The sequence below is a fragment of the Pseudoduganella guangdongensis genome (genome assembly GCF_009857475.1).
Lineage (GTDB): Bacteria > Pseudomonadota > Gammaproteobacteria > Burkholderiales > Burkholderiaceae_D > Rugamonas > Rugamonas guangdongensis.
Window position 1 is genome coordinate 174,240 of the sequence record NZ_WWCJ01000004.1, and the last position, 17,061, is coordinate 191,300.

Here is a 17,061-nt window from a genome sequence, read left to right on the forward strand (position 1 = left end):
ATTAACCTACTTTTTTCGATGCAGCAGCGGAGGTGGACATTGCGCCGGAGATCAGCACGGAGTGCACGTCAGCGGAGAACGAACGCACATCTTCCATTGCGGTCTTGTTACGACGCAGCAGCCAGTTGTAGCCCAGAACGGCTGGAACTGCTACCAGCAGACCGAACGCGGTCATGATCAGTGCGGCGCCCACAGGACCTGCCACTTTGTCGATCGACGCGTTACCGGACATGCCGATTGCGGTCAGCGCGTGGTAAATACCCCAAACGGTACCGAACAGACCGATGAACGGTGCGGTGGAACCAACGGTTGCCAGGAAGGACAGGCCATCGGACAGACGGGACTGCACTTTGTCTACAGCGCGCTGCACGGACATGGTCACCCAGGTCGACAGGTCGATCTGTTCCAGCAGGGCGCCGTCGTGGTGCTGGGTTGCCTTGGTGCCGGTTTCAGCGATGAAGCGGAATGGGGAACCTTCGGTCAGGGTGGCGGTGCCAGCGGCGATCGAGGAGGCTTTCCAGAACTTGGAAGCGGCTTCTTTCTGCTGCTTGAAGATCTTCTGTTGGTCGATCAGCTTGGTCACGATGATGTACCAGGAGCCGATGGACATGATCGACAGGATGATCAGGGTGGCGCGGTCAACGATACCACCGTCCCACACGGCAGCGATACCGAATGGGGATTCCACTTCTTCTTTCGCGCCTGGCGCAGCTGGCGCAGCTGGAGCGGCTGCGTCGGCTGCTGGTGCTGCTGCCGCGTCAGCTGCTGGAGCTGCAGGTGCGTCAGCGGCTGGAGCCGAAGCGGCTGCCGCGGCAGGAGCGTCAGCCATAGCTGGCGCGCTTACCAGGGCGGTAGCTGCGGTCACCGAGAACAGCACAGCGGCCAGTACAGCGGACAAACGGGTATTCTTAAACATGCTTCCTCCAAATTTGAAAAATTATCAGTTCGCTGGCTTAAACGACAACGGACTTACTTAGTTGCGAGACGGTGTTTTGTCTCTGGTTTATTCCAGCGTCCAGACATACTGCATCTGTTGCCAGGTTTCTTGCGGTTTGCCGTCCACGGTGGCCGGCTTGAATTTGCACTTGGCGATGCCGTTCACGGCAGCCTTGTCCAAATCACGGAAACCACTAGATTTCACTACTTTCGAATCGCCTACACGGCCGTCCGCACTGATAAGGAACGACAGGGTAACCACGCCGGTTTCTTCGTTACGCAGCGACGACTTCGGCCACTCTGGCTTGGCGCAGGTGCTGAAGTCGACCACAGCCGCAGTCTTCACACCAGTTGCCGCAGGGGCAGGAGGTGCTGGCGGAGCTGCTGGCGGTGCGGGACGAATATCCGTGGTGGCTGGCTTCACGTTGGTCGCGTTGGCGATCACGTTCTGCGCTGGCGGCGGTTGCTGCACGTTCACTTCGACCGGAGGAATGAATGGCGGTGGGGGTGCCTTCATCTCAGGAGGAGGTGGCGGTGGCGGCAGTTCTTTTGGCGGAGGCGGGGCTACCTCCTCGATGATCTTGGTCTCCACCGGTTCGATCATCTTGCTGATCATACGCTTGCCCAGGCCGGATACGATGCCGTAACCGACTACAAGGTGCAGCACTACAACGAACGCAATGCCCGTATAGTTCTTTTTCCCGGCAATTTTCTCGTTATCACTGAAATTCATGCCTGCTTTCTCCAATACCAACTCTTTGTGTTGCTACTTTAAACCCCCAAAATGGCGACACAAAACCACCAGCCGCATCCGGGACGTCGGCGAATTATACATACGAATTTTGGATTTTTGCATAGAATTTTGTCCGTAAAACCGTTTAAATTTCATGCCCTTAGCCCCATATTGGCAGGCTGGCGTCCGATGGCCGCTAGACCATCTGGCAGAAAAAGCAAGAGAAAATTGAGTATTTTTTCGCCGGTGCGATTGATCTTCATCAGTTTTTTGCGAATACAAAAGATTCCCCGCCAACTTTGCTGGCGAGGCTGAGGAAATTTGGTGAAGTGTGTTGCTTTGACGAAACTCTGTCAAAACGCGCCAGGTCAGATCACCCGGTTACGCTTTTCGCGCTTGCACTCAATGGTGCTGACCACCTGGCCATCCGGCGCAACCGTGTCCAGGTGCACGTCGAATCCCCACAGCCGGGCCACATGCTTCAGGACTTCCTGCGCCTGCTGGTTCAGGGGGCGGCGGTTGTACTGCGTGTGGCGCAGTGTGAGGGCGCGGTCGTCGCGGGTATTGACCGACCACACTTGTATATTGGGCTCGCGGTTGCCCAGGTTGTACTGGTCGGCCAGCATTTGCCGCACGTAGCGGTAGCCCAGTTCGTCATGAATGGCCGAGACGGCCAGCTTCTCATTCTTGTCGTCATCTAATACAGCAAAGAAGTGGAACTCGCGGATCAGGCGCGGCGAAAGGTACTGGGCAATGAAACTTTCGTCCTTGAAATTGCGCATCGCAAAGTCGAGGGTTTTCTTCCAGTCGCTGCCGGCGATGTCGGGGAACCATTCCCGGTCTTCCTGGGTCGGGTTCTCGCAGATGCGGCGGATGTCCGACATCATGGCGAAACCCAGGGCGTAGGGATTGATGCCGTTGTAATAGGGGCTGTGCACCGGCGGCTGGTACACCACATTGGTGTGGCTCTTCAGGAATTCCATCATGAAGCCGTCGCCCACCACGCCTTCGTCATAGAGCTGGTTGAGGATGGTGTAGTGCCAGAAGGTGGCCCAGCCCTCGTTCATGACCTGGGTCTGGCGCTGCGGGTAGAAGTACTGGCTGATCTTGCGCACGATGCGCACCACCTCGCGCTGCCAGGGTTCCAGCAGCGGCGCGTACTTCTCTATAAAGTAGAGCAGGTTCTCTTCCGGTTCCTGCGGGAAGCGCGGCGCCGGCTTGTCCACCGCTTCCTCCTCCCGCCGCGGCAAGGTGCGCCACAGTTCATTGATCTGCGACTGCAGGTAGGCTTCGCGCTCCTTCTGTTTCAGCTGTTCCTGCGCCAGCGACAGCTTGGCCGGGCGCTTGTAGCGGTCCACGCCGTAGTTCTGGATCGCGTGGCAGGAGTCGAGCAGGAGTTCCACCGCGTCGATGCCATGCCGCTGCTCGCATTCGGTGATGTAGTTCTTGGCGAACAGCATGTAATCGATGATGGCGTCGGCATCGGTCCAGGTGCGGAACAGATAGTTGCCCTTGAAGAAGGAGTTGTGCCCATAGGCAGCATGGGCAATCACCAGCGCCTGCATGGTCAGGCTGTTCTCCTCCATTAAATAGGCGATGCAGGGATTGGAATTGATGACGATCTCATAGGCCAAGCCCATCTGTCCGCGCTTATAGCCTTTCTCCGTGGACAGGAAGTGCTTGCCGAACGACCAGTGCGCATAGGACACCGGCATGCCGACCGAGGTGTAGGCATCCATCATTTGTTCGGCGGTAATGATCTCCAGCTGGTTGGGGTAGGTGTCGAGGCCGAAGTTGTGCGCCACGCGGCGGATTTCCTCGTGCGCCTGCTCGATCAGCTCGAACGTCCACTCGGATTGCTCGGGCAGGGCGCGTGGATGCGGCGGGCGTTTGGTCATCTGGTTCATTTTGGCTGCTTCTTGAACAATTCGCGGAACACCGGGTAAATATCGGCCGGCGTGACTATCTTCTGCATGGCGAAGTGCGGGTGATACTCCGGCACCTGCGAATATTGCTCCCACAGGTTTTGCGGCGGGCCGTCGGTGATCTCGACGTAGGTGTAGTACTGCACCTTGGGCATGATGGTGTTGACCAGTAGTTGCCGGCACAGCACGGAATCGTTGTCCCAGTTGTCACCATCCGAGGCCTGCGCCACGTAGGCGTTCCAGCTACCGCCGCCGAAGCGCTCGTCGATCACCTTGTTTAAGAGGTGCAGGGCGGAGGACACCACGGTGCCGCCCGATTCGCGCGAGTGGAAGAATTCATTCTCGTCCACCTCCGACGCGGCCGTGTGGTGGCGGATGAAAACCACCTCGATCTTGTCGTACACGCGCTTGAGGAAGAGGTAGAGCAGGATGAAGAAGCGCTTGGCGGTGTCCTTGCGCTGCTCGTCCATCGAGCCCGACACGTCCATGATGCAGAACATCACGGCCTGCGTCATCGGCTTGGGCACCTTGACGCGGTTCGAATAGCGCAGGTCGAACGGGTCGATATAGGGAATCGCCAGCAGGCGCGTGTGCAGGTGGTGGATCAGCTTTTTCAGCTCGATCACCTGCGGGTCGTCCAGCGGGGCGCCGGCCACCAGCAATTCCTCCAGCTCGCGCTCGGCCTCGACCAGGCGCTTGCGCGAGGAGCCGCCGACGGCAATGCGCCGGCCCAGCGCGCCGCGCAGCGAGCGCAGCACGTGGATGTTGGAGGGCGTGCCGGATACCGTATAGCCGGCGCGCTGCTGCTTGAACTCGGTGGTGGCGGTCAGCTGGGTCTTGACCATGTGCGGCAGTTCCAGGTCCTCGAAGAAGTAGTTCATGAATTCTTCGCGTGACAATTCGAAGATGAAGTCATCCTCGCTGGTCTGGTCGCTGTTGCCCGCGCGGCCGCGGCCGCTGCCACCGCCGCCCTTGGGACGGTTGATCTGGTCGCCCTTCTGGTACTCCTGGTTACCCGGGTTGACCACTTCCCACACCCCGCCATGGGCATGCCCGAACGACGGTTCGTTCACGTCCTTGACGGGAATGGAGACCTTTTCGCCATTCTCGATGTCGGTAATCGAGCGCCCCTTGATGGCGCGCCCGACCGCATCCTTGATCTGGCCCTTGTAGCGCCGCAAAAAACGCTCGCGGTTGATCGCGGACTTATTCTTGCCCTGCAAACGTCGGTCGATGAGGTAAGTCATGTGCCTCCTGCCTGCTTGATTGGCGCGTCCTGATTATCCACCTAATTAGATCAGGACGACTTCCGCACGCGCAGATACCATTCGCACAGCAGCCGGACCTGCTTGGCCGTGTAACCCTTTTCCACCATGCGCGCCACGAAGTCGGCGTGTTTGTTGGCGTCCTCGGCGCTGGCCTTGGCGTTGAAGGAAATCACCGGCAGCAGTTCCTCCGTATTGGAGAACATTTTCTTCTCGATCACCGTGCGGAACTTCTCGTAACTGGTCCAGGCCGGGTTCTTGCCGCCATTGTTGGCGCGCGCGCGCAAGCCGAAGTTGACGATCTCGTTGCGGAAGTCTTTCGGGTTCGAAATCCCGGCCGGCTTCTCGATCTTCTCCAGCTCGTTGTTGAGCGACTCGCGGTCGAAGCTCTCGCCGGTGTCCGGGTCGCGGTATTCCTGGTCCTGGATCCAGAAGTCGGCAAAAGTCACATAGCGGTCGAAGATGTTCTGGCCGTATTCCGAGTAGCTCTCCAGGTAGGCGGTCTGGATCTCCTTGCCGATGAACTCGACATAGCGCTGGGCCAGGTGCTCTTTGATATAGGAGAAGTACTTTTGCTCGGTCTCCGGCGGGAACTGCTCGCGTTCGACCTGCTGCTCCAGCACGTAGAGCAGGTGCACCGGATTGGCCGCCACCTCGGTCGAGTCGAAGTTGAACACTTTCGACAGGATTTTGAAGGCAAAGCGGGTCGACAGGCCGTTCATGCCCTCGTCCACCCCGGCATAGTCCACGTATTCATGGATGGACTTGGCTTTCGGGTCGGTGTCCTTGAGGTTTTCACCGTCGTACACCAGCATTTTGCTGAAAATGCTCGAGTTTTCCGGTTCCTTCAGGCGCGACAGGATGGCGAACTGCGACATCATGCGCAGGGTGCCGGGGGCGCACGGCGCCTTGTCGAGCGAGGAGTTGTGCAGCAGCTTCTCGTAGATCTTGATTTCGTCGGTCACGCGCAGGCAGTACGGCACCTTGACGATATAGATACGGTCGAGGAATGCCTCGTTGTTGCGGTTGTTCTTGAAGCTCTTCCACTCCGACTCGTTCGAGTGCGCCAGGATGATGCCCTCGAAGGGAATCGCGCCGAAGCCCTCGGTGCCCTTGTAGTTGCCTTCCTGGGTGGCGGTCAGCAGCGGGTGCAGCACCTTGATCGGCGCCTTGAACATTTCCACGAATTCCATCAGGCCCTGGTTGGCCAGGCACAGGCCGCCGGAATAGCTGTAGGCGTCCGGATCATCCTGCGAATAGTCCTCCAGCTTGCGGATGTCGACCTTGCCCACCAGGGAGGAGATGTCCTGGTTGTTCTCGTCGCCCGGCTCGGTCTTGGAAATGGCCACCTGCTTCAGCACGGAAGGGTAGCGCTTGACCACGCGGAACTGGTTGATGTCGCCATTGAATTCGTGCAAGCGCTTGACGGCCCAGGGCGAGGGGATGTTGCGCAGGTAGCGGCGCGGGATGCCGTAATCCTCTTCCAGGATGGTGCCGTCTTCCACCTCGCTGAACAGGCCGAGCGGCGATTCATTCACCGGCGAACCTTTCAGGCAATAGAAAGGCACTTCTTCCATCAGGGTTTTCAGCTTTTCCGCAATCGACGACTTGCCGCCGCCGACCGGGCCCAGCAGGTAGAGGATCTGCTTGCGCTCTTCCAGCCCTTGCGCCGCGTGGCGGAAGTAGGCGACCACCTGCTCGATCACGTCCTCCATGCCGTAGAACTCACGGAAGGCCGGGTAAATCTTGATGACCTTGTTGGCGAAGATGCGCGACAGGCGCGTGTCGTTGCGCGTGTCGACCAGGGTCGGTTCGCCGATGGCAGCCAGCATGCGTTCAGCCGCCGAAGCGTAGGTCAGGCGGTCCTTTTTGCAAAGCGCGAGGTATTCGGAGAGGGACATTTCCTCTTCCTTGGTGCGCTCATACCGTGCTGCGTAGTTGTCAAAAATGGTCATGTGAATGTCCTTTAATGAAAAATCTACTCGTCACATGGTCGGCAGTCGTAGCGTGGGCTGCAGGCCTGCGTCATTCGCGCCAGCTTGCCTGAGGTGCCAGGGATTGCCCGAGGCTCGGAGCTGGATCATTATTAGCCGGCGGGGGGATGGTTGCCGGGCTCGAAACGCATCTTACGTTGATGAAATTTATTATTGCTCTATTGGATGTAGAAGTAAAGCAGGACCAGTCCCCGCGCGCGTTAGCACCACAGTAGCACGGCTGGCCCGACTCTGCAGCACACTTAATTGCAGTAAGATTGCACACCTAGCCAGCAGCCTGAGAGAGCAAAAATGACCACCCAAATGCGCGCCATCGTGCAGAACATGCCCAAAGCGGAACTGCACATCCATATCGAAGGCTCACTGGAGCCGGAACTGATTTTCACCCTGGCCGAACGCAACGGCGTGACACTGGCCTACCCGTCGGTGGACGCGTTGCGCGCCGCCTATGCCTTTACCGACCTGCAATCCTTCCTCGACATTTACTATGCCGGCGCCAGCGTGCTGCGCAAGGAGCAGGACTTTTACGACATGACGGCGGCCTACCTGCAGCGCGCCCAGGCCGACCATGTGCGCCATACCGAAATTTTCTTCGACCCGCAGACCCACACCGCGCGCGGCGTGCCGATGGCCGACGTGATCAACGGCATCCACCGCGCCTGCGCCGACAGCCCGCTGAGCGCCAGCCTGATCCTGTGCTTCCTGCGCCACCTGAGCGAAGAGGATGCCATCGCCACCCTGGAGGCGGCGCTGCCGTACCGCGACAAGTTCATCGGCGTCGGCCTTGACTCCTCCGAAGTGGGCCACCCGCCGGAAAAATTCGCCCGCGTCTTCGCGCGCTGCCGCGACCTCGGCCTGCGCCTGGTGGCGCACGCCGGCGAGGAGGGCCCGCCGGCCTATATTGAAACCGCGCTCGACCTGCTCAAGGTGGAGCGCATCGACCACGGCGTGCGCTGCCTGGAAGACCCGGCCCTGACGCGCCGCCTGGCCGCCATGCGCATGCCGCTCACGGTCTGCCCGCTGTCCAACACCAAATTGCGCGTGTTCGACCAGATGCGCGACCACAACCTGCTGCAGCTGCTGGACGCCGGCCTGGTCGCGATGGTCAATTCCGACGACCCGGCCTATTTCGGCGGCTATCTGAACGATAATTTCGTGGCCGTCTTCGACGCGCTGCCGCTGGGCCTGGCCCATGCCCACCAGCTGGCGCGCAACAGCTTTGAAGCCGCCTTCCTGCCGGCGCCCGAGAAGCAGCGCTTCCTGGACGAAGTCGATACCTATTTTTCTGCCTTTAACGTGGTCTGAGCAATGTTCAAACAAGCCTTGAGGATGACGGCGCGCGACTGGCGCGCCGGGCAATTGCGCTTCCTGCTGGTGGCGCTGGTGGTGGCGGTGGCGGCCATGTCGGCGGCCGGCTTCTTTATCGACCGCCTGCGCGCCGGGCTCAATCGCGACGCCCACCAGCTGCTGGGCGCCGACATGGTGGCGGCCTACGACAACCCGATCCCCGCCGCCTGGCGCGAGGAAGCGCTGCGGCGCGGCCTGCGGGTGGCGCAAACCATGGCCTTCCCCAGCATGGCCCAGGCCGGGGAGGGCGACGCCGCCCGTTCCGTGCTGGTCTCGCTCAAAGCGGTCAGCGCGGAATACCCGCTGCGCGGCCGCGTCAAAGTCAACACCGACCTGGCCCAGGCCAGCGAAAGCATCGGCACCCCGGCCCCGGCCGCGCCGGCGGCGGGCACGGTCTGGATCGACCCTTCGCTGGCCGGCACGCTGGAGGTGGCCATCGGCGGCACCTTGCAGCTGGGCGACAAGCAATTCCGCGTCACGCAGCTGATTGCCGCCGAGCCGGATCGCGGCGGCGGCTTCATCAACTTCGCGCCGCGCGTCTTCGTGCCGCTGTCCGACATGGCCGCCACCAACCTGGTGCAGGAAGGCTCGCGCATCGGCTACCGCCTGCTGGTGGCCGGCAATGGCGCCAGCGCCAAGCCGGCGCAGGAATTCGGCGAATGGCTGCGCGCCCTGGTCAAGAAAGACAATGTGCGCGGCGTGCGCATCGAGTCGCTGGAGGAAGGGCGGCCGGAAATGAACGCCACCCTGGACCGCGCCGACCGTTTCCTGTCCCTGGTCGGCCTGCTGTCGGCCATGCTGGCCGCGGTGGCCGTGGCCATGGCCGCGCGCCGCTTCATGCAGCGCCACCTCGACTCCTGCGCCATGCTGCGCTGCCTGGGCCTGACGCAGAACCAGGTGACCGTGATCTACCTGGTGGAATTCCTGCTGGTCGGCCTGGCCGGCAGCGCGCTCGGCGTGCTGGTCGGCTTTGGCGCGCACTATGTGCTGATCGAGCTGCTGGGCAGCCTGGTGGGCGCCGACATCCCGCCGCCCTCGCTGCTGCCGGCGCTGCAAGGCCTGGCCACCGGCCTGCTGCTGCTGGCCGGCTTCGCCCTGCCGCCCATCCTGCAGCTGCGCAATGTGCCGCACAACCGTGTCATCCGGCGCGAGCAGGCGGCGCCCAAGCCAGCCGCCCTGGCCACGTATGGCCTGGGCATTGCCGCCTTCGGCGCACTGCTGCTGTGGCAATCGAATGACGTCAAGCTGGCCGCCATGACCGGCGGCGGCTTCCTGGCCGGCTTCGGCCTGTTCGCCCTGGTGGCCTGGCTCGGCCTGCAAGCGCTGCGCCCGCTGCGCAACGTCTTCCCACAGCAAGCCTGGCGCTTCGCGGTCACCTCGCTGCGCCGCCGCCCGGGCGCCACCGTGGTGCAGGTGGTCTCGCTTTCGCTGGGCCTGATGGCGCTGCTGCTCTTGACCGTGGTGCGCGGCGACCTGATGACGACCTGGCGCAACACCATGCCGCCGGACGCGCCGAACCGCTTCATCATCAACATCCAGCCGGACCAGAAGGACGCCATTGCCAGCCGCCTGCAAGCGGCCGGGGTCAAGGAGCTGCCGCTGTACCCGATGATCCGCGGCCGCCTGCTGGCCGTGAACGGCAAGGTCATCACGCGCGACACCTACAGCGACGAGCGCGCGCGCGGCCTGGCCGAACGCGAATTCAACCTGTCCACCATGACCGAGCTGCCGGCGCAGAACCAGGTCACCGCCGGCAAGTGGGCGATGCAAGGGCAGGCCGGCGAAGCTTCGGTGGAGGAGGGCCTGGCCAAGACGCTGGGCTTGAAGCTGGGCGACAGCATGCGCTTCGACATCGCCGGCTCGCCGGTGGAAGCGAAGATCACCAGCCTGCGCAAGCTCGAATGGGGCTCGATGCGCGTGAATTTCTTCGTCATCCTGAACCCGGCGGTGATGGCCGACACCCCGCAGACCTATATCACCGCCTTCCACATGCCGGCGGGCGGCGCCCAGGCCGGCACCGCGCTGTCGCGCGCATTCCCCAACCTCACCATCATCGATGTGGGCGGCGTGGTGCGCCAGGTGCAAACGGTGCTCGAGCAGGTGATCCAGGCCGTGGAATTCCTGTTCGCCTTCACCCTGTTGTCCGGTGTGCTGGTGCTGTACGCCGCGTTGATGGGCTCGCAGGACGAACGGCGCCGCGAAGCCGGCCTGCTGCGCGCCCTGGGCGCCACCCGGCGCCAGCTGTCGCAAGCGCAGCTGATTGAATTCATGCTGGTGGGCGGTGTCGGCGGCCTGCTGGCCGCCACCGGCGCCGGCTTGATGGGATGGGGCCTGGCCACCTACCAGTTCAAGTTCCCCTGGACCATCAGCATCTGGGTCTGGGTCGCCGGCCTGGTGGCGGGCGCCCTGTGCGCGGTGATCGGCGGCTGGCTCGGCCTGCGCAATGTCCTCAACCATCCGCCGCTGCAAACCCTGCGCGAAGCCTGACGCCGGGGCCGCCGGCTGGCCGCGTTAGGCGGCCAGCGGCGGGGTGTGCTGGCGCAGGAATTCGGCGTAGGGGGTGGGCTTGATGGCGAGCAGGGCCGGGTCGATGTCGAACAGGGCCCAGTAGTAAGTTTCCACTCCCTGGCACACCTGCGGTTCCTTGCAGAAGCGGTGCCAGTGCTGGCCGACCTCGTTGGAATACATGCCGTCCGGCGGGAAGAAGGGCAGCATGCGTTTTTCCTCCAGCGCTTGCAGCAGCGAGGCCGGGGCGCGGCTGTCGCGCGCCATTTCCACCTGGGCCTGGTAGCCGCGCTCCGTCTCTACCACCATCAGCTTGGCCGCGCCGTCGGCATTGAAGAACAGCACGCCGCTCGGGGAGGGGAACAGGTAGTGCTCGACAAAACCGTGCTCGCGGTACAGGCGCTGCACCACCTGGGCCAGCGCGCCGCAGCGCAGGAAGCTGAATTCGTGCAGCACCAGCATTTCCAGCAGGGTTTCCGAGCGCTCACGGAAGAAGGCTTTCTGCAGCGCCGCCACTTCCTCCTCCAGCCGGTCCAGCGCATCGTCGGCGCTCTTCTTGATGTAGCGGTCGATCAGGCCGCGGTTGAAGGCGTCCACCGCAATCTTCTCGTCGGCCTGGCCGGTAAACAGGATCTTTTTGCACGGCAGGTGCTGGATGGCCTGGCAGAACGCCACGCCGTTCATCTGCGGCATCGAGTAGTCGACCACCAGCACCGAAGGGATGGAAAAGCGCTGGCGCTGGCCGGAGATGCGGTAAATGCGCTCCAGGTCCACCGCCACATTGCGCTGCTCGGCCGACTGGTTGGGATTGTCGAAGTCCACCTGCAAGGGCAGCTCGCTGCTGCGGGCGTTCTGTTTGAACCACTCGAGTGCCTGCAGCGGATCGTGGAAGCAGACGCTGGCCTGCATGGGGTCGAGCTGGAACACCAGGCTATGCAGGAAGGTGTCGCTGTCGTCCACCAGGACGGTCATGGTGGGGTGGGCGTAAACGGGCAGTTTCATGGTTCAGCGGCTGGCAGGTGAAGGAAATTCGAGCACAAAGATAGCATAAGCATGCTCGCGGGAGACACAATGTAGTCGCGCTTCCCACGCTTGCATCACCTGGCGGCACAATGCCAGGCCGATGCCGGCGCCATTATGCTCCGGGTAGGCGAAGAAGCGTTGGAAAATCAGCGGCAGGTGGCGCGGCGCGATGCCGCAGCCGGTATCGACCACCAGCAGGCGCGGCGTGCTGCGCGCGCCGTCGATCACGATCCGCACCCGCCCTTTGCCGGCGCGCTGCACCGATTGCATGGCATTGCGCAGGAGGTTCAGCAGCAGCATGATGGCCAGCTCGTTCTGGCCGCCGAAGCGGAAATCGCTGCGCACCTGCAGCGCCACTTGCTGGCGCTGGGCTTCGCCGGTGAAGGGGTAGCGGCGCAGGGCCGATTCCACCGTGTCGAGCATGGAGACGGTTTCGTGCGGGTCCAGCTTTTGCCGCACCGCCTGCGCGCTAAGCAGGAACAGGTCGATCATGTGGTTCATGTGGCGCACCTCGTACTGCATGCGCCCCAGCGCCTGGCGCATGACGGGGCTTTCCTGCCCGCTGCGCTGCTGCAGGCGCGACAGGCCGCGCACATTGGCGTCCAGGCTGGCCAGCGGCGTGCGCATTTCGTGCGCCACGGCGCCCAGGCCTTCGCCCAGGCCCTCCAGCTTTTCCTCCTCCAGCGCCTTGCGGCTCAGGGAGAACACCCACATCCAGCCCACCAGGAACAGCTGCGCCGGCAGCAGTTGCAGCACTTCCTGCGACAGCAGCGTGCGGCCCGCGCCCAGCAGAACAGCCAGCAGCAGGGCCGCCCCGACGCCCACCGCGCCCGCGCGCAAGGCCTGGCGGAAGTCAAAGTGGAACAGGGCCACCAGCATCACCAGCATCACCTGCGACCAGGCGGCATTGGCGCCGTTCATCAGGAACATGAAGGTGCAGAAGAAGGGCAGTTCGAAGGTGACCAGCAGCAGGGTGTAGCGGTCGCGCTGCCTGTGCGGCAGCTTGCGCGCCAGCAGGCCGCCCAGGGCCAGCAGGGTGCCGAGCGCGCGCAGCGGCAGGTTTTCGTAGGGTTGCGGCAGCAGCCAGGCGAAGAACACGTAATACAGGGGGAAACAGCTAACACCCAGCCAGCTCAGGGCGGCCAGGCGCAAGTCGGCAATTTCTTCGGCGCTGCGCGCGCGCAGCACTGATCGGATCAGGCGTGGAATCATCTTTTCATGATGGCGGTTTGTGCCGGGGTTTTGCGCGGTATCAGCACGAAGCTTGATCCACATCAATACGTCCATGCGCTATCATTATCCATATGAATCAAGAATCACGCACCCTTTATGACGTTATCGGCGGCGAAACCAAGCTGCGCGAGATGGTCGACCGTTTTTATGACCTGATGGAGCTGGAGCCGGAATTCGCCGGCATCCGCGCCATGCACCCGCCCAGCACCGACGGCTCACGCGACAAGCTGTTCTGGTTCCTGAGCGGCTGGATGGGCGGGCCGGACCTGTTTATCGAGCGTTTCGGCCACCCGCGCCTGCGCGCGCGCCACCTGCCGTTTGCGGTCGGCTCCAGCGAGCGCGACCAGTGGCTGCGCTGCATGGCGTGGGCCATGCAGGATGTCGGTATCGCCGAAGACTTGCGCCTGCGCCTGATGGAGTCCTTCTACCAGACCGCCGACTGGATGCGGAACAAGGCCGATTGATGGAGTTATACATCCTGCTGGCGCTGGCCGCCGTCATCATCATCCTGCAAATCGTCGCGCTGTTGCGCAGCCGTGGCGGCGACGTGGCCGACCAGCTGGACCGGGTGGAGCGCGAAGTGCGCCTGCAGCTGCAGGCCACCGCCCAGGCGCAGCGCCAGGAAATGGGCAATATGCTGGCGCAGTCGCACGCCGCCACCGTGCAGCAGCTGGAAACCATGCGGCGCCAGATCGAGGTGCTGACCGAATCGAACACGCGCCGCTTGCTGGAAGTGCGCGTGGCGCTGGAAACCAAGATGCGCGAGCTGCAAGCCGATAACGGCGCGCGGCTGGAGGAAATGCGCAAGACGGTCGATGAAAAACTGCACGAGACGCTGGAAACGCGCTTGACTGAATCGTTCCGCCAGGTGTCGGAGCGGCTGGAGCGGGTGCACCAGGGCCTGGGCGAGATGCAGCAGCTGGCGCTGGGCGTGGGCGACCTGAAACGCGTGCTGACCAATGTGAAAACGCGCGGCACCTGGGGCGAAGTGCAGCTGGAAATGCTGCTGGAGCAGATCCTGACGCCGGAGCAATACGCGAAAAACGTCGAGACCGTGCCCGGCACCAATGCCCGCGTTGAGTTCGCGCTCAAGCTGCCGGGCCAGAAGGAGGGCGGGGCGCCGGTGTGGATGCCGATCGACGCCAAGTTCCCGAAAGAGCAATACGAGCGCCTGCTGGAAGCGGCCGACCGGGCCGATGCCGAAGCGGTGGCCAGCGCCGGCCGCGAGTTGGAACGCGCCGTGCGCAACGAAGCGCGCACCATCGCCGAAAAATACCTGTCGCCGCCGCTGACGACCGATTTCGCCATCCTGTTCCTGCCGACCGAAGGCTTGTATGCGGAAGTGATGCGGCGCCCCGGCCTGGCCGATGAACTGCAGCGCGTGAACCGGGTCAGCATCGCCGGTCCCTCGACGTTGACTGCGCTGCTGAACAGCTTGCAAATGGGCTTCCGCACGCTGGCGCTGGAAAAGCGTTCTTCGGAAGTGTGGCAGGTTTTGGGCGCGGTGAAGACCGAGTTCGCCAAATTTGGCGACGTGCTGGCCGCTACCAAGACCACCCTGGAACGCGCCGCCCGCAATATCGAATCGGCCGAGGTGCGCAGCCGCCAGATGGCGCGCAAGCTGAAATCGGTGGAAGCCTTGCCGGCCGAAGCGGCGCTGCTGATGCTCGGTGCCGCCGATGCTGCCGAAGGCACGGACGGTGCCGAAGCCGATGCCGATAGCGTCGCCTGAGCGATGACGCGCCTGGCGTGCCTGATGGTGGCCTGGCTGCTGCCCGCAGCGGCCAGCGCGCAGGCGGAAGATCCGGCGCCGGCCGCGACCATGCCCAGCATGCGCCAACGCGTCGACGCCGCCAGCCTGGCCCCGGAACGCGACAGCTTCGGCCGTGCGCGGGGCGTGCCCCGCCCGCAAACCGCCGCCGCGCGCGCGCTGGACCAGGCGTGGAAGAAGGATGCTGCCGAAGCCAACCTGAAGGCGTGGTCAGAAGTGCTCATCAAGTGCCAGCAGGCCAGCAACCCGGCCTGGACCACGGCGATCATGCGCAGCGAGCCGCAGCAAGCCCACTGCTACCGGTACTAGGCTATTGTTGTGCAGCGGCCGCTGAGGTCGACGCGCCAGGCCCCGTCAACGACGCGGTTGCCGGTTTCAGTCCGGGCTTCTGCCATAGCGTCCAAGCTGGCCTTGCAACCATCGGCCAGGCGCTTCATCAGAGCAGTCCCTCGAACAGGATCACGTCCACCATATCGCCTTGCGCCACATTGCCTTGCTCGTCAGGCAGCACCAGCATGCAGTTCGCTTCCGACATGGAGCGCAGGATGCCTGAGCCTTGTGATCCTGTGATGCGCACCTCGCGCGTGCCGTCCAGGGCGCTGGACAGGATGCCGCGCTGGTACTCGGTGCGGCCCGGCTTCTTGCGGATCGTTTGCGCCGAGCGCACGCGCAGCAGCTGGTCGGCGGGCGCCTCGGCGCCCATCATGCGCAGCAGGGCGTGGCGCGCGAAGAAGTAGAAGCTGACCATCACCGCCACCGGGTTGCCCGGCAAGCCGAACAGGTAGGCGCTGTGGCCGTTGGAGCGCAGGCGGCCGAAGGCCAGCGGGCGGCCCGGCCGCATATTGATTTTCCAGAAGTGGACGTCGCCCACGGCGGCCATCACCTGCTTGGTGTAGTCGGCCGCGCCGACCGATACGCCGCCCGAGGTGATCACGGCGTCGGCGCACTCGCAGGCGGTGCGCAGCGCCGCTTCCAGCGACGCGGCGTCGTCTTTGACGATGCCCATGTCGACGATGTCGCAGCCAAGCCGCTGCAGCATGCCGAACAGGGTGTAGCGGTTGCTGTCGTACACGCAGCCATCGGCCAGCGGCTCGCCGATCGAGCGCAGTTCATCGCCGGTGGAGAAGAAGGCCACGCGCAGGCGGCGCTGCACCGGCACCTCGGCCAGGCCGAGCGAGGCCACCAGGCCCAGGTCGGCCGGGCGCAGCAGCTTGCCCTTGCGCAGCGCGGGCAAGCCGGCGGCCAGGTCTTCGCCCTTGAAGCGGCGGTTATCGCCGCTGCGCACCGTATTGGGCGCAATGGTCACGGCCACGTCGCTCAGGTCGGCCGCCAGTTCTTGCGGCAGCACGGTGTCGCAGCCGTCCGGCATGACGCCGCCGGTCATGATGCGCACGCATTCGCCCGGCCCCGGCTTGAGCGCGGTGGGGCGGCCGGCCAGGGCGGTGCCGATCACCTTGAGCGTGGTGTTGGCATCGGCCTTGAGCTGGCTGCCGGCAAAGGCGTAACCGTCCATGGCGGAGTTGTCGTGCGCCGGCACATTGATCGGCGAAATCACGTCCTCCGCCAGGACCCGGTCCAGGGCGCTGCGCAGGGCTACCTTTTCGACGCCGCGCACCGGCTGGACGAAATCGCGGATGACGCGCTGCGCGCTGCGCACCGGCAGCGCATCCGGGTCGTAGGCGGCGAGGCAGCTGGCCACGTCTTTCAGTGCCGGATTGGCGGCGCTTTCTTCTTCCTTTTGCAGCTCGGCCAGGGTGTTGATGTTGCGGAAGGCGTTGGCATCGCTGAACAGCACCTGCGCCACCTTGATCGAGCGGTACCAGCCGTCCATGCGGCGCGCGCCGCTGGCGAGGTAGGCCTCGAGGGCCGGCAGGGCGCTCTTGCGCACCAGGCAGAATACCGGGTGCGGTTGTGTGTGCGTGGCGCCGCTGTCGTCGCTGTCCAGCGTGGCGGCCACAGCCAGGTCGGCCCCCTGCGCTTGCAGCGCGTCGTACAGGCGCTGTGCCAGGTCGGCGGGCAGGAAGGGCGAGTCGCAGGGCGCGGTCAACAGCAGGTCGGTGGCGCAGTGGCGCAAGCCGGTTTGCAGGCCGGCCAGCGGGCCTTCGTAGCCTTGCAGTTCATCTTGCAGGACCGGCACGCCCAGCGCGCCGTAGGCGGCCAGGTTGCGGTTGGCGTTGATGGTGACGCTGGCGGCCTGGGGGGCGAGCCGTTGCAGCACATGGGCCGCGAGGGGCAGGCCGCGGAACGGTTGCAGTCCCTTGTCGACGCGGCCCATGCGGGTGGCGCGGCCGCCCGCCAGGATGAATGCACTGATGCTCTCCATGTACTG

At 63.7% G+C, this 17,061-nt stretch carries 13 protein-coding genes; 5 read left to right on the forward strand and 8 right to left on the reverse strand.

What is annotated here, in order from left to right:
* Window position 1: 1 nt before the first annotated feature.
* From GTP41_RS06865 to GTP41_RS06885, 5 genes are all read right to left on the reverse strand, one after another.
* Window positions 2-916 (reverse strand): MotA/TolQ/ExbB proton channel family protein, encoded by a 915-nt coding sequence (locus tag GTP41_RS06865; protein ID WP_202419650.1) that lies wholly within the window; start codon window positions 914-916, stop codon window positions 2-4.
* A gap of 87 nt (window positions 917-1,003) precedes the next feature.
* Window positions 1,004-1,669, reverse strand: a complete 666-nt coding sequence (locus GTP41_RS06870) for an energy transducer TonB (RefSeq protein WP_161024996.1) — start codon at window positions 1,667-1,669, stop codon at window positions 1,004-1,006.
* A gap of 368 nt (window positions 1,670-2,037) precedes the next feature.
* Window positions 2,038-3,567, reverse strand: coding sequence for a SpoVR family protein (locus GTP41_RS06875; RefSeq protein ID WP_161024997.1), 1,530 nt, complete (start codon window positions 3,565-3,567; stop codon window positions 2,038-2,040).
* A gap of 5 nt (window positions 3,568-3,572) precedes the next feature.
* Window positions 3,573-4,841, reverse strand: coding sequence for a YeaH/YhbH family protein (locus tag GTP41_RS06880; protein ID WP_161024825.1), 1,269 nt, complete (start codon window positions 4,839-4,841; stop codon window positions 3,573-3,575).
* Between the two features lie 50 nt (window positions 4,842-4,891).
* Window positions 4,892-6,814, reverse strand: a complete 1,923-nt coding sequence (locus GTP41_RS06885; protein WP_161024826.1) for a PrkA family serine protein kinase — start codon at window positions 6,812-6,814, stop codon at window positions 4,892-4,894.
* Between the two features lie 330 nt (window positions 6,815-7,144).
* Here GTP41_RS06885 and GTP41_RS06890 point away from each other — a divergent pair, with 330 nt between their 5' ends.
* Both GTP41_RS06890 and GTP41_RS06895 read left to right on the forward strand, forming a co-directional pair.
* Window positions 7,145-8,158: an adenosine deaminase gene (locus GTP41_RS06890; protein WP_161024827.1), complete on the forward strand. Its 1,014-nt coding sequence runs from the start codon at window positions 7,145-7,147 to the stop codon at window positions 8,156-8,158.
* A gap of 3 nt (window positions 8,159-8,161) precedes the next feature.
* Complete coding sequence (locus GTP41_RS06895) at window positions 8,162-10,687, forward strand: ABC transporter permease (RefSeq protein ID WP_161024828.1); 2,526 nt, start codon at window positions 8,162-8,164, stop codon at window positions 10,685-10,687.
* Window positions 10,688-10,711: 24 nt separating this feature from the next.
* On the opposite strand, the gene GTP41_RS06900 is transcribed toward GTP41_RS06895, so the two are convergent.
* Window positions 10,712-11,707 carry a response regulator gene (locus GTP41_RS06900; RefSeq protein WP_161024829.1) on the reverse strand — a complete coding sequence of 332 codons (996 nt, stop codon included), beginning with the start codon at window positions 11,705-11,707 and terminating at the stop codon, window positions 10,712-10,714.
* Between the two features lie 3 nt (window positions 11,708-11,710).
* The gene (locus tag GTP41_RS06905) at window positions 11,711-12,940 is read right to left on the reverse strand and encodes a sensor histidine kinase (RefSeq protein ID WP_161024830.1); all 1,230 of its coding nucleotides are present in this window, start codon (window positions 12,938-12,940) and stop codon (window positions 11,711-11,713) included.
* Between the two features lie 92 nt (window positions 12,941-13,032).
* On the opposite strand from GTP41_RS06905, the gene GTP41_RS06910 reads away from it, so the two are divergent.
* The 3 genes from GTP41_RS06910 to GTP41_RS06920 are packed head-to-tail and all read left to right on the forward strand — an operon-like array spanning window position 13,033 to window position 15,041.
* A complete protein-coding gene (locus tag GTP41_RS06910; RefSeq protein WP_161024831.1) occupies window positions 13,033-13,425 on the forward strand; it encodes a group II truncated hemoglobin in 393 nt (130 codons plus the stop codon).
* On the forward strand, window positions 13,425-14,693 hold the full coding sequence (locus GTP41_RS06915) for a DNA recombination protein RmuC (protein WP_161024832.1): 1,269 nt from the start codon (window positions 13,425-13,427) through the stop codon (window positions 14,691-14,693). The genes GTP41_RS06910 and GTP41_RS06915 overlap by 1 nt, the downstream gene beginning before the upstream one ends.
* 3 nt (window positions 14,694-14,696) lie before the next feature.
* Window positions 14,697-15,041 carry a hypothetical protein gene (locus GTP41_RS06920; protein WP_161024833.1) on the forward strand — a complete coding sequence of 115 codons (345 nt, stop codon included), beginning with the start codon at window positions 14,697-14,699 and terminating at the stop codon, window positions 15,039-15,041.
* Window positions 15,042-15,168: 127 nt separating this feature from the next.
* On the opposite strand, the gene moeA is transcribed toward GTP41_RS06920, so the two are convergent.
* Window positions 15,169-17,055, reverse strand: coding sequence for a molybdopterin molybdotransferase MoeA (gene moeA, locus GTP41_RS06925; protein WP_161024834.1), 1,887 nt, complete (start codon window positions 17,053-17,055; stop codon window positions 15,169-15,171).
* Window positions 17,056-17,061 lie beyond the last annotated feature (6 nt).